Origin of the sequence: Bradyrhizobium sp. SBR1B, from assembly GCF_014198205.1 — a bacterium.
In the GTDB taxonomy this organism is placed as follows: domain Bacteria; phylum Pseudomonadota; class Alphaproteobacteria; order Rhizobiales; family Xanthobacteraceae; genus Bradyrhizobium.
Window position 1 is genome coordinate 310,472 of the sequence record NZ_JACIHC010000007.1, and the last position, 19,829, is coordinate 330,300.

The window sequence follows — 19,829 nt, forward strand, 5'->3', positions numbered from 1 at the left end:
CGCCCAGCCCTGGAAACGGGGGGCTGCGCAAAATTCGTCTATCCAGCCATTGCGGATTTGGCCGCTCCTATAAGGCAAGCCGGAGCGTTTGTCACCCGTCTGTCTTGTTTTTTGGCGTTTTTTGGCGACCGGCCCGATTCGCCGGCTTGGGTGGGATCTGGGCCCATAAATCGGGCCGCCGGGCCGCCGTCAGGGCCTCGGATTGGGCCCGCCGCCAGCTTGCAACCTTGGCATGGTCGCCGGAGGTCAGGATCTCCGGGATCGGGGCCCCCTCGAACAGCTGCGGACGGGTGTATTGGGGGTACTCTAAAAGGCCATCGGAGAAGCTTTCCTCGGTTCCCGAGGCCTCCTTGCCCATCACGCCCGGCAGCAGCCGGACGCAGGCATCGATCAGGGCTAAAGCTGCGATTTCGCCCCCGGACAGCACGTAATCCCCGATGGAGACCTCCTCCAGGCCCCGCCCGTCGATCACCCGCTGGTCGATCCCCTCGAACCGCCCGCAGACGATCAGGGGGCCGGGGCCCCCGGCGAGTTCGGCAACCCGGGCCTGGGTCAATGGTCGACCGCGCGGGCTCATCAGCAGGCGCGGCCGCTCGGGGGCGATCTCGGCGGCATCGATGGCTGCCGCCAGAACATCCGCCCGCAGTACCATGCCCGGCCCACCACCGGCCGGGGTGTCGTCGACGCTGCGATGGCGGTCGGTGGCGGACGCCCTTATGTCCCGCGCCTCAATCTCCCAGAGCCCCGAGGCCAGCGCCCGGCCGGCAAGGCTCACGCCGAGCGGCCCCGGAAACATCTCCGGAAACAGCGTCAGCACCGTCGCGCGCCAGGGTGAGGGGTTTGCCATCGCAATCAGCTTAGCCAAAAACCACGGCCCGTGGTTATGGGTCCCCGCGTTCGCGGGGACCCGCCGAGGGAGCGTCGTCGCCCTCGATCTCCTGTGGCAGCGCGATCACGACGCGGCCGCCTTCGAGATCGACCTCCGGCACCACGGCGTTCGTGAACGGCAGCAGCATCGTCGTGCCTTTTGGGGGCGCGATTTCGATGATGTCGCCGGCGCCGAAATTGTGGATCGCGAGCACGCGGCCGAGCGCGTCGCCGTCCGTGGTGACGGCGGCGAGCCCGATCAGATCGGTGTGGTAATATTCGTCCGCATCTGTCGCGGGCAGTTTTTCGCGCGCGACGTAGAGCTCGATGCCGTTGAGGCGCTCGGCCTCATCGCGGGTCGTGACGCCCTTGAACGTTGCGACCAGATGATCTTTGGCCTCGCGCGCCGTTGCGACCTCGAACTGGCGCTTGCCGTCCTTGGACAGCAGCGGACCGTAGCGCCTGACGGCAAAGGGATCCTCGGTGAAGGTCCACAGTTTGACCGCACCGCGCACACCATGCGCGGCGCCGATCCGCGCGACGCAGACCAGCGCCGACATGTTCTAGCCTTAGCCCTTCGCGGCGGCTTCGGCCTGCGCCTTGCGCTCCTTGCGCGGCACGGCCTTCTCGGGGTTGTTGCGCGCTTCGCGCTTCTTGACGCCGGCAGCGTCGAGGAAACGCGCCACGCGATCGGACGGCTGCGCGCCCTTGGCGAGCCAGGCCTTCACCTTGTCCATGTCGAGCTTCAGACGGGTCTCGTTGTCCTTCGGCAGCAGCGGGTTGAAATAGCCGAGACGCTCGATGAAGCGACCATCGCGCGGGAAGCGCGAGTCGGCGACGACGACGTGATAGACGGGACGCTTCTTGGTGCCTGCGCGAGCGAGGCGGATAACGACGGACATTCAGTTCTCCTTCAAAATACGGTTTGTTCGGTTGATTGGTATTCCGCGTTGCGCGGGACGCTTATCGATCCCGTGCGACGAATTCCTCATTTCTTCTTGCCGGGGAAACCGCCGAGGCCCGGCAGCATCGGCTTGCCGCTGAGGCCCGTGAGGCCGGGCACATTCGGCAGGCCCTGCCGCAAGCCGGCCGGCAGATCCTTCGGCAAATTGGGCAAGCCCTGTCCGCCGCCGCTCTGCATCTTCTCCTGCAGCGCCTTCATCTCTTCCGGCGAGGGCGGCTTCATGCCGCCGCCAAAGCCCATGGCCTGCGCGATGCCGGCGAGCGGGCCGCGCTTGCCCGAGCCCATGGCCTTCATCACGTCGGCCATGTTCCGGTGCATCTTGAGCAGCTTGTTGACCTGCTCGACGCTCTGGCCGGACCCTGCAGCGATGCGCTTCTTGCGGCTGGCCTTGAGCAAATCGGGATGACGGCGCTCGTCGCGCGTCATGGAATCGATCACCGCGACCTGGCGCTTCAGGATCTTGTCGTCGATCCCCGCGGCCGCGATCTGGTTCTTCATCTTGGCGATACCGGGCATCATGCCCATCAGGCCGCTGATGCCGCCCATATTGGCCATCTGCAGCAGTTGCTCGCGCATGTCGTTGAGGTCGAACTGACCCTTGCGCATGCGCTCGGCGGTGCGCGCGGCCTTCTCGGCGTCGATATTGGCGGCAGCGCGCTCGACCAGCGACACCACGTCGCCCATGCCGAGGATGCGGCCGGCGATACGGTCGGGATGGAAGTCTTCCAGCGCGTCGGTCTTTTCACCGGTGCCGATCAGCTTGATCGGCTTGCCGGTGACCGCGCGCATCGACAGCGCAGCACCGCCGCGGCCGTCGCCGTCAACTCGTGTCAGCACGATGCCGGTGAGGCCGACGCGCTGATCGAACGCGCGCGCGAGATTTACGGCGTCCTGACCGGTGAGGCTGTCGGCGACCAGCAGCACTTCGTGCGGATTGGCCGCGGCTTTGATCGCGGCTGCTTCCGCCATCATATCTTCGTCGAGCGTGGTGCGGCCGGCGGTGTCGAGCAGCACGATGTCGTAGCCGCCGAGCTTGCCGGCTTCCAGCGCGCGCTTGGCAATCTGCGGCGGCTGCTGTCCCCCCACGATCGGCAGGGTCGGAATGTCGAGGTCGCGGCCGAGCACGGCCAGCTGCTCCATCGCCGCCGGACGATAGACGTCGAGCGAGGCCATCAGCACCTTGCGCTTGTCGCGCTGGACCAGGCGGCGGGCGAGCTTTGCGGTGGTGGTCGTCTTACCCGAGCCCTGCAGACCGACCATCATGATCGGCACCGGCGGCACGGAGTTGACGTCGATGGTCTGGCTTTCGGCGCCGAGCGTGTTGATCAGCTCGTCATGGACGATCTTGACCACCATCTGGCCGGGCGTGACCGACTTGACGACGGTGGCGCCGATCGCCTGCTCGCGCACGCGTTCGGTGAAGCTGCGCACCACTTCCAGCGCGACGTCGGCCTCCAGCAGCGCGCGGCGCACCTCGCGCATCGCGGCATCGACGTCCTTTTCGGTCAGCGCACCGCGCCCCGTCAGACGATCGAGAATTCCGCCAAGCCGTTCCGACAGATTGTCGAACAATGCCGTTGTCCTGTTGCTGTCTTCCCGACGGGAAGAGCGCTCCGTTACTCACTGCTGTCATGCCCCGGCTTGACCGGGGCATCCAGTACGCCGCGGCACCTCGGTTCCAGCCGAGCCGCCTCTGGGATACTGGATCGCCCGATCAAGTCGGGCGATGATCACCTCCTTGGGCAAGCGATCTTCCAAACACCTTTACGCCCGAGGGCGCACAGCGCTGTCGGGCGTTGACCTCTGGCCTCGAGGACCAGTCGGCGGGTCGAAAAGAAAGCCTTTCCGAGAAAGTGGCGGGGTTAAACGCCGCTCCCGCCCAAAAGTCAAGGAAAGTTGGGGTGCCGGAATGTCTCTGCCAAGGTAACATCCTGAAAATATGTCGCTTTCGACTGCCGGTTCCTTTTCCTTTTGCCCCGCCCATATAGAAGGTGATGACTTACCTCCGCCACCACTCCTGAAGCCCGCCGTGCCGATCACCCGCCGCCGCCTGTTCGGACTGCTTGCCGGGGCCGGCGCCCTGGTCGGTGTCCCGTCCCTCTGGATGTCCCGCATGAAAACCTACGACGGTCCCGCCTCCGACCATTTCGACGGTCTGAACTTCTTCGATCCGGACGGCGCGCCGCCGAAATCGCTTCGGGAGGTGCTGCGCTGGCAGCTCGGCGGCAAGCGGCAGCGCGCCACCTGGCCCGACTGGGCGCCCAGCCCCCATGCCGACACGCCGCCAGCCCGCGTCGACGGCGACAAGGTGCGGCTCTCCTTCGTCGGGCATGCCAGCTGGCTGATCCAGACCGGCGGCCTCAACATCCTGGTCGACCCCGTCTGGTCGACGCGGGTTTCGCCGGTCGCCTGGGCCGGGCCGAAGCGGCACAACGATCCCGGCATCGCCTTCGAGAAGCTGCCGAAGATCGACGTCGTGCTGGTCTCGCACGGCCATTACGATCATCTCGACATCGCGACGCTGTCGCGGCTCACCAAGAATTTTGCCCCGCGCGTGGTCACCCCGCTCGGCAACGACGTGACGATGCGCAGCTGGGATTCCACGATCAAGGTGGAAGCCTTCGACTGGCACGACCGCGTCGAGCTCGGCGGCGGCATCGCCGTGCATTTGGTGCCGACCCGGCATTGGACGGCGCGCGGCATGTTCGATCGCAACAAGGCGCTATGGGCGAGTTTTGTGCTGGAGACGCCTGCGGGGAAAATCTACGTCGTCTGCGATTCCGGCTATGGCGATGGCCGGCATTTCCGCCGCGTCGCCGAGAAGCACGGCAAGCTGCGTCTGGCGATCCTCCCCATCGGCGCCTACGAGCCGCGCTGGTTCATGCGCGACCAGCATATGAATCCGGAGGACGCGGTGAAGGCGCTACGCGATTGCGGCGCCGAGGCCGCGCTCGGGCATCATCACGGTACGTTCCAGCTCACGGATGAGGCGATCGACGCGCCGGCCAAGGCGCTGGTCGAGGCGCTGGATGCTGCGAAGCTTCCGCAGGAGCGCTTCGTGGCGATGCAGCCGGGGCAGGTGGTGGAGATTTAGGTCGTGTACCCATAAACCCGGCGGCGTGATGCGACGAAAGCAATGTCCGCTTTGCTCCTATAGCGACAAGTGCCTACGGCTCTGCGCGGTTGAACCAGAAAGCCCATGACGCAACAAAACACCATGGATTTCTTTTGGTCGGAAGACCTTGATTGATCGATGGATGGAACTGGCCTGTGGGATTTTTGCTGAGAATTGTGCTCGCAACCGCTCTTGTGAACCTTGCTCCAGCCGTCGCCCGGGCGAAGAACGCCGTCGCTTCTCCTGCCTTGCAGAAGGAATTCGATGGCTTCATCGAGAAGTTTCGCGCGGCGCTGAAGGCAAACGATTCCGTCGCCGTCGCCGGTATGACACGATTGCCGTTCATGAACGACAACGCAATTCGCGACGCCGCGCAATTTGGCGCCAAGACCTATCGGACCTCGTTCACGGCGAAAAATCGCGCGTGTATCCAGCGCGGCAAGGCCGTCTACGATCGCGACGATTATAAGAACGACAGTTACTTCGTCTTCTGCGGCGAGCTCATCTTCGTCTTTACCAAGACGCCGGCGGGTTTCCTTTTTACTGATATCAGCGCGAATGATTGATCAGGCAACAATGCTATCCACTGCCGCCGGACGCGTGATCGGTCGCCTCGCTCAGCGACATACTGGATACAGCAACTTGGGCGATGGGCCGATTCATCAACGGAAAGACTCGCCGCGAACCTCCCTTAACGGGCATGCATGATAAGTCCCTGCGAACGCGTTCGCAGGGACTGCACCATTGGTGTTGCGGCGACGTGCCTCTTAGGAACGGGACTACTGCCCCTGCTTGATCGCCCAGCTCACATTCACCGTCACCGACAGCGTTTCCTCACCGGGCGCAACCGCGGCTTGCGGGGATGCGGCCATTGGTGCTGCCATCCGCCCCTTGAACAGCGGCACCGGGCCGCCGCCCTCGGTGACGCTGAGCGGAGCGCCCAGCGTCACGCCGGTGGCCTTGGCGTAGATCTCCGCCTTGCGGCGGGCGTCCACGATCGCCTGCTCGCGCGCGTCGTCGAGCAGTTTTGACGCCTGCGTCACTTCGAAGGAGATGTTGCCGATGTCGTTGGCGCCGGCGCTGACCAGCGTGTCGATGATGCCGGCGACCTTGGTCACGTCGCGAATTTTCACGGTGACGCGGTTCGAAGCGCGGAAGCCGACCACCGGGGATGCGCCGGTGGATTTGTTCTGGCCGTATTGCGGCTGCAGCGACAGCCGCGAGGTCTGGTAATCCTTCTCGGCAATGCCGGCGCCCTTCAACGCCAGCAGCACCTTGCCCATCGCGGCGTTGTTGGCATCGGACGCTTCCTTCGCCGTCTTGGCGTCGTTGGCGACGCCGGCGTCGATCTGCGCCAGATCGGGCGCCGCGGAAATGTTGGCTTCGCCGCTCACCGTAATGGCGGATGGAAAATCATCGGCAAGCGCGGGCGTTGTCAGCAGCGTGGCGGCGAAAACGGCGGCAAGGGACGTAGCAAGTATGGCAGTCTTTTTCATTGGTCTCACTTCAGCGGCACGAAAACGTTGATCACGAGCTTGTCCTCTGTCGTCTTCAGCGGATCGGTGAGGTATTCCTCGATGAAGGTATCCTTGGCTTCCAGCCTCTTGTCGTCGAGGTGGTTGGTGATCGCCTCATAGGTGTTGTCCATGTTGTCGTAGGAGCCGCGATGGACGAATTTCAGCACCTTGCCTTCCGGCGACTTGCCGATGCTCATGTCCTTGGCGAGGTTCTTGGGATCCTGCTCGACCGGGATCTCGGCAAGGAAGGTGAAGCCGGTATCGTCCGTCGAGGTGTAGACGATCATCGCATTGCCTGATGGCTTGATGCCCTGCTTGTCCAGGAGCGTGTTCAGTGCCTTGAAGGCGTCGATCAGCGTGTCGAAGGCCGAGTCCCAATTGGCAGTGCCCTTAACCATTACGACCTTCTTGGCCTCGAGCGTGGTCTCCAGGCCGAACGGATCGGCGGTCTGCACCGGGGCAGGTGTTGCGGCCGCCGCCGGTGGCGGGGCCGTTGGGCTGGGTGAGGCACTGGCTGCGGGCGAGGGCGACGTTGTCGGGGCCGGCGACGCGCTGGCGGCAGGCGACGGCGCGGGTGAGGCCGTCGCCACAGGGGCCGGCGAGGCGCTCGCGGCCGGGGTGGGAGAAGCCGATGGGGCCGGCGAGGGACTTGCCGAGGCCGCCGGTGCCGGGCTCGGGGTTTGCGCCAGAACCTCAGGCAGGCCAAGCGACAAGGCCGCTGCCGGGATCAGCGCGGCCAGAGCAAGACGACGAAACCTGATCATTTTTATTCTCCCCAAGGCCTTAACCAAGGCCCTTCATCAGCAAGACCTTGCCCACCAAGGCCTAATCCGGCTTGAGCCCGGCCGCGCATCCCGGTTCGCGGCGAGCTGCGCCGTTCTAACACGCGGGCGCGGAATTCGTCCCATGACAGATGCGTCATGGCAGACCGCTCGGCCGCCGACCGCAAATCACTGGCCAAGCCGGCAAGGATCGCCATATAAGACAGGCGAAATTCGGGATTTTTCATGAGCGCGCTCGCCAATCACGCATTTGCCAAGATGAACGGCATCGGCAACGAGATCGTCGTTGTCGACATGCGCGATTCTGCGGGCCCGGTGACGCCGGACGACGCCCGCGCGGTGGCGTCTGCGAACGGCGGTGTGGCCTACGACCAGCTCATGGTGCTGCAGAAGCCGCGGCTCGACGGCACCGAAGCCTTCATCCGCATCTACAACAATGACGGCTCGGAGGCAGGCGCCTGCGGCAACGGCATGCGCTGTGTGGTACGGCGCATCTTCGAGAAGAACGGGCAGACCGCCGCGACGTTCGAGACGGCGGCCGGCTTGCTCAATGCCTGGCAAGGCCCGGCGCCCGATCTCTACACCGTCGATATGGGCGCGCCGAAGTTCGGCTGGCAGGACATTCCGCTGGCGGAAGAGTTCCGCGATACCCGCTACATCGAATTGCAGATCGGGCCGATCGACAATCCGATCCTGCATTCGCCCTCCGTGGTGAGCATGGGCAATCCGCATGCGATCTTCTGGGTCGATGACGTCAACGCCTACGATCTCGAGCGCTTCGGTCCGCTGCTCGAAAACCATCCGATCTTCCCGGAGCGCGCCAACATCACGCTCGCCCATATCGTCGATGACAAGCACATCACGATCCGCACCTGGGAACGCGGTGCCGGCCTGACCCAAGCCTGCGGCTCGGCGGCCTGCGCCACGGCAGTGGCCGCGGCCCGCCTGAAGCGCGTCGAGCGCAATGTCGAGATCACGCTGCCCGGCGGCAAGCTCGGCATCGAATGGCGCGAGCGCGACGACCACGTGCTGATGACGGGCACTGCGACCTTCGAATATGAGGGCAGGTTCGATCCGGCGCTGTTTGCGCCGGTCGCCTGATGGCCGTCGACGTCGTCACCTTTGGCTGCCGCCTCAACGCCTTCGAGGCCGAGGTGATCCGCCGCGAGGCCGAGGGCGCTGGACTCTCCGACACTATTGTCATCAACAGTTGCGCCGTCACCAATGAGGCGGTGGCGCAGGCGCGGCAATCGATCCGCAAGCTGAAGCGCGAACGGCCCGACGCGCGCATCGTCGTCACCGGTTGCGCGGCGCAGACGCAAGCTGCGATGTTCGCCGACATGACCGAGGTCGATCGCGTCGTCGGCAATGACGACAAGATGCGGTCATCCGTGTGGCGCGATGCCCGCGATGCCTTCGATCTCGGCGCCGGCGAGAAGATCGCCGTCAGCGACATCATGGCCGTCAGGGAGATGGCGCCGCATCTCATCGACGGCTATGCCAGCGGCCTGCCGCGCGTGTTCGTGCAGGTGCAGAACGGCTGTGACCATCGCTGCACCTTCTGCATCATCCCCTATGGCCGCGGCAATTCGCGCTCGGTACCGATGGGTGCGGTGGTCGAGCAGGTGCGGACGCTGGCCGAGCGTGGCCATGCCGAGATCGTGCTGACCGGCGTCGATCTCACCAGCTACGGCGCTGACCTTCCGGGCACGCCGAAGCTCGGCATGCTGACGAAGCAGATCTTGCGGCACGTGCCGGAGCTGAAGCGCCTGCGCATTTCCTCGATCGATTCGATCGAGGCGGATGACGACCTGCTTGACGCCATCGCCGGCGATGCGCGGCTGATGCCGCATCTGCATCTGTCGTTGCAGTCCGGCGACGACATGATCTTGAAGCGCATGAAGCGGCGCCATTCGCGGCAGGACGCGATCGCGTTCTGCGAGCAGGTCCGCCGCCTGCGCCCGGACATCGCCTTCGGCGCCGACATCATCGCGGGTTTCCCGACCGAGACGGAGGAGATGTTCTCGCGCTCGCTCGATCTGGTCGAGGAATGCGGCCTGGCATTCCTGCACGTCTTCCCCTATTCGCCCCGCCCCGGCACGCCGGCCGCGCGGATGCCGCAGGTGGCGGGGCCGGCGATCAAGGAGCGCGCGAAGCGGCTGCGTGCGGCGGGCGAGATGGCGCTACGCAAGCGGCTGCAAGCCGAGATCGGTGCCACGCGCGAGGTGCTGATCGAGAGCGAGGGCCAGGGGCGTACGGAGCACTATCTGCCGGTGGCGATCGCGGGCGGGCGGGTGGGAAGCGTGGTGCCGCGCAGGATCGTTGGTAGCGATGGCGAGCATCTCACCACATAGACGGTGTCGGAGTTGCGACGCATTGCATCCCCAATGTCGTCCCTGCGAAAGCAGGGACCCATACCGCGTGATTTTTCGGTCGCCAACGGTGCTCGTCCCAGACAGCCGTCGCCAAACGTCTCCCAGTGGTTATGGGTCCCTGCTTTCGCAGGGACGACACCGGGGGTGTGGATATGCCTGCCCAAATAGCGCCCCCTACGACGCCCTGACCTGCCAGAACCGCAGCGTCCGCTTGGCATTCTCCGGCGTCATCCGCGCGTAGTGCCCTTGCGCCCGTGCAAGATCGGCCGGCTTCATGGCGCCTGTGGCAAAACGGCTTTCGAGCACGGCCACCGCGGTTTCCCAGCTGAGCTGCGCCGCCTTGCACGGCACCAGCAAGCCGTCGTCGCGCAGGCTCTGCATCAGCGGGCGGATTACCTCGACGGTCGATCCGGACAATGCGGCCAGCGCCGCGGCGGTCTCTTCATAGCGCCGCTGCGTAGCGAAACCGAACAGCGTCGCTTCGCTGAGCTGGCTGGTCGCCTTGAGCATTGCAATCGCCCGCTTGGCGCCTTCGAAATCGCGGACGCCAGACATCTGGCGATCGACGCCGACGGTGACGGCGGCGATCGCACTCTGGATTTCCTCGAACAGATGCGGCGGCGCGCGCGACAACAGGCGGGCGCGCACGGCGTCGCTCGCCGAGCGCAGCAACCGGCGGCGCAGCTCCGACGGCAGGTCGACGCGGACGCCGACGCTGACGGCAAGTTCGGGATCGGCTTCGGCCTGCCCGATCATGACGGCGAATCCGTTTCCGGAGACGCGCGCGCCGGGATTGGCGGCGAGCCGCCGGCTGACGCTGGGATAGCGCCGCGCCAGAAGTGCGTCGGTGACGATTTCCTTCAGCCACCAGCGGCCGGCGACCGCCAGCAGATGCGGCTCGCCCTTGCTGGAGGCGATCTTCACCAGCTCGCCGTCGTCGAGGCGGGCCGATTCCTGCAGCACGGGACCGGCGATGCGGATCTCGTCATTGCTGGCGAGGCGGCGGATTACCGAGGGCGGCGCCTGCGCGATCGGCGCCAGCTGCGCGCTGATCTCGGCGAGCGCGATGCGTGCGCCCATGTCGGCAAGCGCCCGCAGCTCGATGGTGCCGATCAGGCGCTCGAGCACCTCGTCGAACAACGCGATCTGCTCGTCGTCGAATTTGCCGGCAGAGGAGAGGAACAGATCGGTGACGCGCCGGGCCGTTTCCAGGCCCTTTTCCGCCGAGCCTGTGCGAATCGCGGATTCGACCTCTTCGATGATCGATAGTTCGGCCTTGGACATCACGCCCTGCTCATCCTGAGCGGTTACAGAAGCTTGTTCTAAGCAACCGTCATCATTAGCGGCGAGCGCTGAACGTTTCGTAAACCATGGGCCGGTAGCCCGGCACTGCTAAGCTCCTCACTATGAGGATCTGAAAGGCTATTCCCCGTTCCAGCCGCAGGCGCGGAGTTTTTCGTGCATGTGGGGTGGGGCCGGCGCCACGACGCGGACGGGCTCCTTGTTCCGGGAGATCGGCACCACGATCTCGCGGGAATGCAGGTGCAGCTTCGGCTCGCCGAAGCGCGGGCCGTTGCCGTAAATGTTATCGCCGAAGATCGGCCAGCCGGTCGCGGCCGAATGCACCCGCAATTGATGGGTCCGCCCGGTCACCGGTTCCATGGCCAGCCAGGTAAAACCGTCGCCCCGCCCCATCACTTTCCAGTTGGTGATCGCCTTCTGTCCCTCCGGATCAGGCTTCTGCCACCAGCCGCGTTCGGCATTGAGCCGGCCGAGCGGCATGTCGACGGTGCCCTCGTCCTCGGCTGGCCCGCCCTCGACCACGGTCCAATAGGTTTTGCCGATCTTGCCGTGCTTGAACAGGAGGCCGAGCGAGGCGGTTGCCTTGCGGTGGCGGCCGAGCACGAGGCAGCCGGAGGTGTCCTTGTCCAGCCGGTGGGCCAGCACCGGCGGTCGCGGCAGGCCGAAGCACAGCGCGTGGAAGGAATCCTCCAGATTGGCGCCGCCCTTGGGACCGCGATGCACGGGAAGGCCGGCCGGCTTGTCGATGACCAGCATCAGCCCGTCGCGATGGAGCACGCGGGCCAGAATTTCATCGGCCGTCAATTGGGGAACATCGAGCAATTGCAAGACTTTCGGTCAAGACTTTCGTTTGGCAGCCGGAACGGCTAACACACCCCCGCCATGAACGATACCACGTCAGATCCCCCCAAGCTGAGCTGGTGGCGCCGCCTGTCCAACGGGCTGAAGCGCACCTCGTCCTCGCTCGGGACCGCGGTCGCCGACCTCGTCACCAAGCGCAAGCTCGACCGCGCCATGCTCGACGACATCGAGGACGTGCTGCTGCGCGCCGACCTCGGCACGTCAGTCGCGGTGCGGATCGCGGACGCCGTCGGCACCGGCCGTTACGACAAGGCGATCTCGGCGGACGAGGTCAAGGACGTCGTCGCCACCGAGGTCGAGAAGGTGCTGTCGCCCGTGGCAAAACCGCTCGTGATCGATGCGGCCAAAAAGCCGTTCGTGATCCTCGTGGTCGGCGTCAACGGCTCGGGCAAGACCACCACGATCGGAAAGCTCTCGCAGAAATTCGCCTCCGAAGGCCGCAAGGTGATGCTGGCTGCCGGCGACACGTTTCGCGCAGCAGCCATCGAGCAGCTCAAGGTGTGGGGCGAGCGGACGAAGACGCCGGTGATCGCGGGCGCGCAGGGCTCGGATTCGGCGAGCCTCGCCTTCAACGCGCTGACGGCGGCCAAGGAGCAGAATATCGACGTGCTCCTGATCGACACCGCCGGCCGGCTGCAGAACAAGGCCGAGCTGATGAACGAGCTCGAAAAGGTGGTGCGTGTGATCCGCAAGGTGGATGACACTGCGCCGCATGCCGTGCTGCTTGTGCTCGATGCCACCGTCGGCCAGAACGCGCTGTCGCAGGTCGAGGCTTTCCATCGCACCGCCGGGGTCACCGGCCTCGTGATGACCAAGCTCGACGGCACCGCCCGCGGCGGCATTCTGGTGGCGCTCGCGGAAAAGTTCAAACTGCCGGTGCACTTCATCGGCGTCGGCGAAGGTGTCGACGATCTCGCGCCGTTCACCGCGCGCGATTTCGCCCGCGCCATTGCCGGAATCGAAAGCTGAAGAATGGACAAGACCCAGCCGCATCCGCTGTTCAAGCTCGCGACCGAGCTCGGGCCGCTGCTCGTGTTCTTCTTCGTGAACGCGAAGTTCAACCTGTTCGCCGCGACCGGCGCCTTCATGGTCGCGATCGTGGCGGCAATGGTCGCCTCCTACGTGGTGACGCGCCACATCCCGATCATGGCGATCGTGACGGGCGTGATCGTGCTGGTATTCGGCACGCTGACGCTGGTGCTGCACGACGAGACCTTCATCAAGCTCAAGCCGACCATCATCTACGGCCTGTTCGCTGCGATCCTCGGCGGCGGCTTGTTGTTCGGCCGCTCCTTCATCGCCGTGATGTTCGACCAGATGTTCAATCTGACGCCGCAGGGCTGGCGTATCCTCACGCTGCGCTGGGCGCTGTTCTTCGCCGGCATGGCGGTGCTGAACGAGATCGTCTGGCGCACCCAGAGCACGGACTTCTGGGTGAACTTCAAGGTGTTCGGCGTCACCCCGATCACGATGATCTTCGCCATCGCCCAGATGCCGCTGACCAAGCGCTACGGGATCGAGCCCGCGTCGCTCGAGGCGAGCGAGGCGGAAGCGGGGGATGTGCGGAAGGGGTAGGCCGAAGCGTCGCTCCACATACCGCTGTCATGCCCCGGCTTGACCGGGGCATCCAGTACGCCGCAGCTTTTCCGTATACGACTGACGTCTCTGGAATACTGGATCGCCCGATCAAGTCGGGCGATGACAGTTGAGCGTGTGGCATGAGCGCGGCGCTCAGCTCCCCGCTGCCTTCAGCGCCTTCTCCATCTGCGGCAACAGCACCGTCCGCAGATTGTCCGGCGTGATCGGGCCGACCAGCTTGTAGACGATGGTGCCTTCGCGACCGACGACGAAGGTTTCGGGCACGCCATAGACGCCCCATTCGATCGAGGCACGGCCGTTGGCGTCGACGCCGACCCGGCTGAACGGGTTGCCGTAGCGCCCGAGGAAGCGGCGCGCGTTGTCGGCCGCGTCCTTGTAGTTGATGCCGACGAGCTGGAAGCGCTTGTCCTTGGCGAACTCGGTCAAAAGCGGCGCCTCGTCGTGGCACGGCACGCACCAGGACGCCCAGACATTGACCAGGCTGACCTTGCCCTTGAACGCGGCGGGGTCGAGGCCCGGCACCTGCGCGTTGTCGATCTGCAATCCCTCGAGCGGTGGCAGCGCCGTCTGCGGCGCCGGACGGCCGATCAGCGCGGAGGGAATTCGCGAGGGATCGCCGCTGCCGAGCCGGAACCAGAACAGCAGCGCGAGGCCGATGAACGCGATCAGCGGCAGCACCATCAGGAAAGTGCGGCGCTGCGGCGGTGCGGAGGTCGATCGTTCGCTCATGATGCGTCCATGGCGCTACGGCCGGAGCGGCGGGTGATGCCGCTGCGGTCGAGCTCGCGCAGGCGCTGCGTCTGGTTGCGATAGTCGAGCACGATCCAGCCGATCAGGATCGCGACCACGAGGGCCGCTGCGGCATAGGATGTCACGATGAAGGATGCATAAGGGCCGAGCGACATCATCCTGCGGCCCCAATTTCTTTCGACGCGTTTTGTCCGCGCGCACCGGCGCCCATTTCGTTCGAGAACGCCACACGGCTTGCCTGCATCATTTGCAGGGAGCGGACACGGCGGCGCAGGATCTCGTTGCGCATCGCCGCCAGATGCAGCGTGACGAACAGCAGCGTGAAGGCGATCGCCATCACCAGCAGCGGAATCAGGAACGATTTGTCGAGGGCCGAGCCGCCCATGCGCATCACCGAGGCCGGCTGGTGCAGCGTGTTCCACCAGTCGACCGAGAATTTGATGATCGGCAGGTTGAGCGCGCCGACGAGGGTCAGCACCGCGGCGGCGCGTGCGGCGCGTGAGGGATCGTCGACCGCGCGCCACAGCGCCATCAGGCCGAGATACATCAGGAACAGGATCAGCACCGAAGTCAGCCGCGCATCCCATTCCCAATAGGTGCCCCACATCGGCCGGCCCCACAGCGAGCCCGTCAGCAGTGCGAGAAAGGTGAAGGCGGCGCCGATCGGAGCTGCGGCCTTGGCGGCGACGTCGGCCAGCGGATGCCGCCACACCAGCGTGCCCAGCGAGGCGATGCTCATCACGCCCCAGACGAACATCGACAGCCAGGCATTGGGCACGTGGATGAACATGATCTTCACGGTCGCGCCCTGCTGATAGTCATCGGGCGCAAGCGCGGCTTGATAGAGACCGATTGCAAGCAGCAGGACGGTCGCGGCCGCAAGCCACGGCAAGACCCGCGCTGTCAGCGCGAGGAACCGCGTGGGGTTGGCGAGGTCGATCAGCGTCATGGTACCCTGATAATCATCGGTGGCCGCTCAGGCAATCAGCACGAAAGCGAGGGACGAAAGTTGATCGGGGTCAAGGTCAATCGCGCGCATCTCAATCGAGCCCGTGCCGCAGGCTCGCTGCGGCTGCGAAGGGGCCGATCACGAGGCTGACCAGGGACAGCGCGCACAGGATCGAGAATGGTGCGCCGAACGTCATCGGGCCAACGATCACGGCCTGCGAGGCCGCCACCCCGAAGATCAGCACGGGAATCGACAGCGGCAGCACCAGCACCGCCATCAGCAGCCCGCCGCGGTGCAGCGTCACCGCCAGCGCCGCACCGATCATGCCGGTAAACGTCAGCGCCGGGGTGCCGGCCAGCAGCGTCAGCGCCACCGCGCCAGTCGCGACCATGTCGAGGTTGAGCAAGAGGCCGAGCACGGGGGTTGCGACAATCAGCGGCAGGCCGGCAGCCAGCCAATGCGCCAGCGCCTTGGCGGCGCAGGCGAGTTCCAGCGGCGTCCGGCTCATCGTGATCAGGTCGAGCGAGCCGTCCTCGTGGTCGGCCATGAACAGCCGGTCGAGGGTGAGCAGGCTCGCCAGCAGCGCGCCGAGCCAGAGGATGGCCGGCCCCAGCCGCGACAGCAGCGCCAAATCCGGCCCCACCGCGAACGGCATCAGCACCACCACGGTCAGGAAGAACAGCACGCCAATCAGCGCCCCGCCGCCGACGCGGAGCGCGATCCTGACGTCCCGGCGGACGAGGGCTGAGAGGGCGGCGGTCATGGGGTGCCTCCCGCGGCGGAGTCGCTTGGTTTGATGGCATCGAGCCGCAGGCGCAGTGCGCTCCCTCCCCCCTTGTGGGGGAGGGCGGGGGAGAGGGGTAGCCCCGGGAGAGATGCTCGGTGGAGACGGATCGCCAGCAACAGAGCGCCCGCCTCTTGAAGGCCAGAACCGAGACGTCTTGCCGTGTGGCACCCTCCTCCCTGCCCGCGAGAGCGAGCTTCGCTCGTCTCGGACCCCACAAGGGGGGAGGGAACGAAGAGAGCGGGGCCCAGCCGCTCGGAAAGCTGAGGGTCGTGTCGCCTCACGCCACACCCCCGATCCGCAGCTGCCGCGACTCGATCCCCAACGGTGCATGGGTTGCCGCGACGATCAGGCCGCCGCGCGAAAGATGCTCGCGCATCAGGCCGCCGAACATGTCCTGTCCCGTCACGTCCAGCGCATTGGTCGGCTCATCCAGCAGCCAGATCGGGCGCCGCACGGTCAAAAGGCGCGCCAGCGACAGCCGGCGGCGCTGGCCGGCGGACAAAAAGCCGGCGGGCAGGTGGGTGGCATGCTCGAGCCCCACCGTGGCGAGGCTCTCGGCGAAGTCAGAACGCTCCCCCCCAAGGAAATCGGCCCAGAAAGTCAGGTTTTCCGCCACGCTGAGCGCCGGCTTCAGGGCATCGCGATGGCCGAGATAGTGGCACTGCTCGGGCAGCGTCAGCTCGGCATCGCCGCCCTCCAGCGCGATCTTACCGCCTGCCGGAACGAGCAGACCCGCGATCAGCCGAAGCAGCGAGGTCTTGCCCGACCCGTTGCGGCCGACGACCGCGACCGCTTCGCCGGCGACAGCCTCGAAATCGAGCCCGGCAAACACCTCGCGGCCGCCGCGCACGCAAACGACCCCGCGCCCGGACAGCTGCATCTTGCCTTGGTCCACCCCGCTCAAGCCGGGCCTCAGGAAAACTTGGGGTAGCGCATGGGAATTTTTGGCTCGCGAATGCTGCGGTACGATTGTGGCTGTGGCGGCGCGGTTAGAAAGCTTCTATAAGCCCGGAACTACTTGATGCAGCAACTCAACCTGCCCCTGCAAGCGGCCCAGCCTGATACGCTAACGGTGTTAAAATACCCTGCCGGGTATAACTAACAATTGGGATTCCTACATGACCTCGCTCGACAGCTTCAAATGCAAAAAGACCCTCAAGGTCGGCGCCAAGACCTATGTCTATTACAGCCTGCCCACGGCCGAGAAGAATGGTCTGAAGGGAATCTCGAAACTTCCCTATTCGATGAAGGTCCTGCTCGAGAACCTCCTGCGCAACGAGGACGGCCGCTCGGTCAAGAAAGAGGACATCGTCGCGGTCTCGAAATGGCTGCGCAAGAAGTCGCTGGAGCATGAGATCGCCTTCCGCCCGGCGCGCGTGCTGATGCAGGACTTCACCGGCGTGCCCGCGGTGGTCGACCTCGCCGCGATGCGCAACGCGATGCAGAAGCTCGGTGGCGATGCCGAGAAGATCAACCCGCTGGTGCCGGTCGATCTCGTCATCGACCATTCCGTGATCGTGAACTTCTTCGGTGACAACAAGGCTTTCGGCAAGAACGTCACCGAGGAGTACAAGCAGAACCAGGAGCGCTACGAGTTCCTGAAGTGGGGCCAGAAGGCGTTCTCGAACTTCTCCGTCGTGCCGCCCGGCACCGGCATCTGCCACCAGGTCAATCTCGAATATCTCTCCCAGACGGTCTGGACCAAGAAGGAGAAGATGACGGTCGGCAAGAAGACCGGCACCTTCGAGGTCGCCTATCCCGATTCGCTGGTCGGCACCGACTCCCACACCACCATGGTCAACGGTCTCGCCGTTCTCGGCTGGGGCGTCGGCGGCATCGAGGCGGAAGCCTGCATGCTCGGCCAGCCGCTGTCGATGCTGCTGCCCAACGTCGTCGGCTTCAAGCTGAAGGGCGCGATGAAGGAAGGCGTCACCGCGACCGACCTCGTGCTCACCGTGACGCAGATGCTGCGCAAGCTCGGCGTGGTCGGCAAGTTCGTCGAGTTCTTCGGTCCCGGCCTCGACAATCTCTCGGTGGCCGACAAGGCGACCATCGCCAACATGGCGCCCGAATATGGCGCGACCTGCGGCTTCTTCCCGGTTGACGCCGCCGCGATCGACTATCTCAAGACCTCCGGCCGTGCGGCGCCGCGCGTCGCGCTGGTGCAGGCCTATGCCAAGGCGCAGGGGCTGTTCCGCACCGCCAAGTCGGCCGATCCGGTGTTCACGGAGACGCTGACGCTCGATCTCGCCGACGTCGTGCCGTCGATGGCCGGTCCGAAGCGTCCCGAAGGCCGCATCGCGCTGCCGTCGGTCGCCGAAGGCTTCTCGCTCGCTCTCGGCACCGAGTACAAGAAGGCCGAAGAGCCCAGCAAGCGCTTCGCCGTCGAAGGCAAGGACTTCGAGATCGGCCATGGCGACGTCGTGATCGCCGCCATCACGTCCTGCACCAACACCTCGAACCCGAGCGTGCTGATCGGCGCCGGCCTGCTGGCCCGTAACGCCGCCGCGAAGGGCCTGAAAGCAAAACCGTGGGTGAAGACCTCGCTCGCGCCGGGCAGCCAGGTCGTCGCCGGCTATCTCGCCGATTCCGGTCTGCAGAAGGATCTCGACAAGGTCGGCTTCAACCTGGTCGGCTTCGGCTGCACCACCTGCATCGGCAATTCCGGTCCGCTGCCCGAGGAGATCTCGAAGTCGATCAACGACAACGGCATCGTCGCCGCGGCCGTGCTCTCGGGTAACCGCAACTTCGAAGGCCGCGTCTCGCCCGACGTGCAGGCGAACTATCTGGCCTCGCCGCCGCTGGTGGTCGCGCACGCGCTCGCGGGCAGCGTCACCAAGAACCTCGCCGTCGAGCCGCTCGGCGAGGGCAAGGACGGCAAGCCGGTGTACCTCAAGGACATCTGGCCGACGACCAAGGAGATCAACGCCTTCATGAAGAAGTTCGTGACCGCGTCGATCTTCAAGAAGAAGTATGCCGACGTGTTCAAGGGCGACACCAACTGGCGCAAGATCAAGACCGTCGAGAGCGAGACCTATCGCTGGAACATGTCTTCGACCTATGTGCAGAACCCGCCTTATTTCGACGGCATGAAGAAGGAGCCGGAGCCGGTCACCGACATCGTCGAGGCGCGCATCCTCGCCATGTTCGGCGACAAGATCACCACCGACCACATCTCGCCGGCCGGTTCGATCAAGCTTACCTCTCCGGCTGGAAAATATCTCAGCGAACACCAGGTGCGTCCCGCCGACTTCAACCAGTACGGCACGCGCCGCGGCAACCATGAAGTGATGATGCGCGGCACCTTCGCCAACATCCGCATCAAGAACTTCATGTTGAAGGGCGCGGATGGAAATATCCCTGAGGGCGGTTTGACAAAACACTGGCCCGACGGTGAGCAGATGTCGATCTACGACGCCGCGATGAAGTACCAGCAGGAGCAGGTGCCGCTGGTGGTGTTCGCCGGCGCCGAATACGGCAACGGCTCCTCGCGCGACTGGGCCGCCAAGGGCACGCGCCTGCTCGGCGTGCGCGCCGTGATCTGCCAGAGCTTCGAGCGCATCCATCGCTCCAACCTGGTCGGCATGGGCGTGCTGCCGCTGACCTTCGAGGAGGGCACCTCCTGGTCGTCGCTCGGCCTGATGGGCGACGAGAAGGTCACGCTGCGTGGCCTCGTCGGCGACCTCAAGCCGCGCCAGAAGCTGACCGCGGAGATCGTCTCCGGCGACGGTTCGCTGCAGCGCGTTTCGCTGCTCTGCCGCATCGATACGCTGGACGAGCTCGACTACTACCGGAACGGCGGTATCCTGCACTACGTGCTGCGCAAGCTCGCGGCCTAAGCGCGAATTTGTGAACGGTGGCTCACCGCGACGTGAGTAGAAGGTTAAACGAAGGCGGCCTATCACAAGGCCGCCTTCGTGCGTTTGCGGCATGCTCCAGATGGGCCCGCCCGGCGGAAAAC

At 65.3% G+C, this 19,829-nt stretch carries 21 protein-coding genes; 7 read left to right on the forward strand and 14 right to left on the reverse strand.

The window, feature by feature from the left end:
* Window positions 1–91: 91 nt before the first annotated feature.
* The 4 genes from trmD to ffh form a co-directional block, all read right to left on the reverse strand.
* Window positions 92–847 (reverse strand): tRNA (guanosine(37)-N1)-methyltransferase TrmD, encoded by a 756-nt coding sequence (gene trmD, locus GGD61_RS20770; protein WP_092261447.1) that lies wholly within the window; start codon window positions 845–847, stop codon window positions 92–94.
* 34 nt (window positions 848–881) lie between these two features.
* Window positions 882–1,427: a ribosome maturation factor RimM gene (rimM, locus tag GGD61_RS20775; RefSeq protein ID WP_092261446.1), complete on the reverse strand. Its 546-nt coding sequence runs from the start codon at window positions 1,425–1,427 to the stop codon at window positions 882–884.
* A gap of 9 nt (window positions 1,428–1,436) precedes the next feature.
* Entirely contained in the window at window positions 1,437–1,769 is a 333-nt protein-coding gene (gene rpsP / locus GGD61_RS20780; RefSeq protein ID WP_008133080.1) for a 30S ribosomal protein S16, read from the reverse strand.
* 86 nt (window positions 1,770–1,855) lie between these two features.
* Complete coding sequence (ffh, locus tag GGD61_RS20785; protein WP_092261445.1) at window positions 1,856–3,403, reverse strand: signal recognition particle protein; 1,548 nt, start codon at window positions 3,401–3,403, stop codon at window positions 1,856–1,858.
* A 457-nt stretch (window positions 3,404–3,860) separates the two neighbouring features.
* Between ffh and GGD61_RS20790 the strand changes: the two genes are divergently transcribed.
* Together GGD61_RS20790 and GGD61_RS20795 are read left to right on the forward strand one after the other, a co-directional pair.
* A complete protein-coding gene (locus GGD61_RS20790) occupies window positions 3,861–4,925 on the forward strand; it encodes an MBL fold metallo-hydrolase (protein ID WP_177237393.1) in 1,065 nt (354 codons plus the stop codon).
* Between the two features lie 152 nt (window positions 4,926–5,077).
* Window positions 5,078–5,512 (forward strand): hypothetical protein, encoded by a 435-nt coding sequence (locus GGD61_RS20795; RefSeq protein ID WP_244550775.1) that lies wholly within the window; start codon window positions 5,078–5,080, stop codon window positions 5,510–5,512.
* Window positions 5,513–5,725: 213 nt separating this feature from the next.
* Here GGD61_RS20795 and GGD61_RS20800 read toward each other — a convergent pair whose 3' ends face one another.
* The 3 genes from GGD61_RS20800 to GGD61_RS20810 are packed head-to-tail and all read right to left on the reverse strand — an operon-like array spanning window position 5,726 to window position 7,472.
* Window positions 5,726–6,442, reverse strand: coding sequence for an SIMPL domain-containing protein (locus GGD61_RS20800; RefSeq protein WP_177237392.1), 717 nt, complete (start codon window positions 6,440–6,442; stop codon window positions 5,726–5,728).
* Window positions 6,443–6,447: 5 nt separating this feature from the next.
* Entirely contained in the window at window positions 6,448–7,227 is a 780-nt protein-coding gene (locus tag GGD61_RS20805; protein ID WP_092261442.1) for a GyrI-like domain-containing protein, read from the reverse strand.
* Between the two features lie 2 nt (window positions 7,228–7,229).
* On the reverse strand, window positions 7,230–7,472 hold the full coding sequence (locus GGD61_RS20810; RefSeq protein ID WP_143109107.1) for a hypothetical protein: 243 nt from the start codon (window positions 7,470–7,472) through the stop codon (window positions 7,230–7,232).
* On the opposite strand from GGD61_RS20810, the gene dapF reads away from it, so the two are divergent.
* Complete coding sequence (dapF, locus tag GGD61_RS20815; protein ID WP_092261441.1) at window positions 7,471–8,346, forward strand: diaminopimelate epimerase; 876 nt, start codon at window positions 7,471–7,473, stop codon at window positions 8,344–8,346. The genes GGD61_RS20810 and dapF overlap by 2 nt on opposite strands.
* The gene (mtaB, locus tag GGD61_RS20820) at window positions 8,346–9,599 is read left to right on the forward strand and encodes a tRNA (N(6)-L-threonylcarbamoyladenosine(37)-C(2))-methylthiotransferase MtaB (RefSeq protein ID WP_092261440.1); all 1,254 of its coding nucleotides are present in this window, start codon (window positions 8,346–8,348) and stop codon (window positions 9,597–9,599) included. Before dapF ends, mtaB begins: the two co-directional genes overlap by 1 nt.
* A gap of 195 nt (window positions 9,600–9,794) precedes the next feature.
* Here mtaB and GGD61_RS20825 read toward each other — a convergent pair whose 3' ends face one another.
* Window positions 9,795–10,904 (reverse strand): DUF2336 domain-containing protein, encoded by a 1,110-nt coding sequence (locus GGD61_RS20825; protein WP_092261439.1) that lies wholly within the window; start codon window positions 10,902–10,904, stop codon window positions 9,795–9,797.
* A gap of 138 nt (window positions 10,905–11,042) precedes the next feature.
* Window positions 11,043–11,744, reverse strand: coding sequence for an RluA family pseudouridine synthase (locus tag GGD61_RS20830; RefSeq protein WP_026202090.1), 702 nt, complete (start codon window positions 11,742–11,744; stop codon window positions 11,043–11,045).
* Between the two features lie 60 nt (window positions 11,745–11,804).
* Here GGD61_RS20830 and ftsY point away from each other — a divergent pair, with 60 nt between their 5' ends.
* Window positions 11,805–12,752 (forward strand): signal recognition particle-docking protein FtsY, encoded by a 948-nt coding sequence (gene ftsY, locus GGD61_RS20835; protein WP_018318891.1) that lies wholly within the window; start codon window positions 11,805–11,807, stop codon window positions 12,750–12,752.
* 3 nt (window positions 12,753–12,755) lie between these two features.
* A complete protein-coding gene (locus tag GGD61_RS20840; protein ID WP_018318890.1) occupies window positions 12,756–13,358 on the forward strand; it encodes a septation protein A in 603 nt (200 codons plus the stop codon).
* Window positions 13,359–13,514: 156 nt separating this feature from the next.
* Here the strand turns inward: GGD61_RS20840 and GGD61_RS20845 are convergent, their stop codons facing one another.
* The 5 genes from GGD61_RS20845 to ccmA form a co-directional block, all read right to left on the reverse strand.
* Window positions 13,515–14,111: a DsbE family thiol:disulfide interchange protein gene (locus GGD61_RS20845; RefSeq protein WP_092261438.1), complete on the reverse strand. Its 597-nt coding sequence runs from the start codon at window positions 14,109–14,111 to the stop codon at window positions 13,515–13,517.
* Window positions 14,108–14,290 carry a heme exporter protein CcmD gene (gene ccmD / locus GGD61_RS20850; RefSeq protein WP_018318888.1) on the reverse strand — a complete coding sequence of 61 codons (183 nt, stop codon included), beginning with the start codon at window positions 14,288–14,290 and terminating at the stop codon, window positions 14,108–14,110. The genes GGD61_RS20845 and ccmD overlap by 4 nt, the downstream gene beginning before the upstream one ends.
* Window positions 14,287–15,081 carry a heme ABC transporter permease gene (locus GGD61_RS20855; RefSeq protein ID WP_092261437.1) on the reverse strand — a complete coding sequence of 265 codons (795 nt, stop codon included), beginning with the start codon at window positions 15,079–15,081 and terminating at the stop codon, window positions 14,287–14,289. The genes ccmD and GGD61_RS20855 overlap by 4 nt, the downstream gene beginning before the upstream one ends.
* Window positions 15,082–15,172: 91 nt before the next feature.
* Window positions 15,173–15,844, reverse strand: a complete 672-nt coding sequence (gene ccmB / locus GGD61_RS20860) for a heme exporter protein CcmB (protein WP_092261436.1) — start codon at window positions 15,842–15,844, stop codon at window positions 15,173–15,175.
* Between the two features lie 301 nt (window positions 15,845–16,145).
* Window positions 16,146–16,748: a heme ABC exporter ATP-binding protein CcmA gene (ccmA, locus tag GGD61_RS20865; protein WP_026202088.1), complete on the reverse strand. Its 603-nt coding sequence runs from the start codon at window positions 16,746–16,748 to the stop codon at window positions 16,146–16,148.
* 238 nt (window positions 16,749–16,986) lie between these two features.
* Between ccmA and acnA the strand changes: the two genes are divergently transcribed.
* On the forward strand, window positions 16,987–19,707 hold the full coding sequence (gene acnA, locus GGD61_RS20870; RefSeq protein WP_092261435.1) for an aconitate hydratase AcnA: 2,721 nt from the start codon (window positions 16,987–16,989) through the stop codon (window positions 19,705–19,707).
* Window positions 19,708–19,829 lie beyond the last annotated feature (122 nt).

Coding starts and splice junctions, on each gene's coding strand:
- trmD (WP_092261447.1), bottom strand. CDS start 847: ATGGCAAACCCCTCACCCTGGCGCGCGACGGTGCTGACGCTGTTTCCG.
- rimM (WP_092261446.1), bottom strand. CDS start 1,427: ATGTCGGCGCTGGTCTGCGTCGCGCGGATCGGCGCCGCGCATGGTGTG.
- rpsP (WP_008133080.1), bottom strand. CDS start 1,769: ATGTCCGTCGTTATCCGCCTCGCTCGCGCAGGCACCAAGAAGCGTCCC.
- GGD61_RS20800 (WP_177237392.1), bottom strand. CDS start 6,442: ATGAAAAAGACTGCCATACTTGCTACGTCCCTTGCCGCCGTTTTCGCC.
- GGD61_RS20805 (WP_092261442.1), bottom strand. CDS start 7,227: ATGATCAGGTTTCGTCGTCTTGCTCTGGCCGCGCTGATCCCGGCAGCG.
- dapF (WP_092261441.1), top strand. CDS start 7,471: ATGAGCGCGCTCGCCAATCACGCATTTGCCAAGATGAACGGCATCGGC.
- GGD61_RS20810 (WP_143109107.1), bottom strand. CDS start 7,472: ATGAAAAATCCCGAATTTCGCCTGTCTTATATGGCGATCCTTGCCGGC.
- mtaB (WP_092261440.1), top strand. CDS start 8,346: ATGGCCGTCGACGTCGTCACCTTTGGCTGCCGCCTCAACGCCTTCGAG.
- GGD61_RS20825 (WP_092261439.1), bottom strand. CDS start 10,904: ATGTCCAAGGCCGAACTATCGATCATCGAAGAGGTCGAATCCGCGATT.
- ftsY (WP_018318891.1), top strand. CDS start 11,805: ATGAACGATACCACGTCAGATCCCCCCAAGCTGAGCTGGTGGCGCCGC.
- GGD61_RS20840 (WP_018318890.1), top strand. CDS start 12,756: ATGGACAAGACCCAGCCGCATCCGCTGTTCAAGCTCGCGACCGAGCTC.
- GGD61_RS20845 (WP_092261438.1), bottom strand. CDS start 14,111: ATGAGCGAACGATCGACCTCCGCACCGCCGCAGCGCCGCACTTTCCTG.
- ccmD (WP_018318888.1), bottom strand. CDS start 14,290: ATGATGTCGCTCGGCCCTTATGCATCCTTCATCGTGACATCCTATGCC.
- GGD61_RS20855 (WP_092261437.1), bottom strand. CDS start 15,081: ATGACGCTGATCGACCTCGCCAACCCCACGCGGTTCCTCGCGCTGACA.
- ccmB (WP_092261436.1), bottom strand. CDS start 15,844: ATGACCGCCGCCCTCTCAGCCCTCGTCCGCCGGGACGTCAGGATCGCG.
- ccmA (WP_026202088.1), bottom strand. CDS start 16,748: ATGCAGCTGTCCGGGCGCGGGGTCGTTTGCGTGCGCGGCGGCCGCGAG.
- acnA (WP_092261435.1), top strand. CDS start 16,987: ATGACCTCGCTCGACAGCTTCAAATGCAAAAAGACCCTCAAGGTCGGC.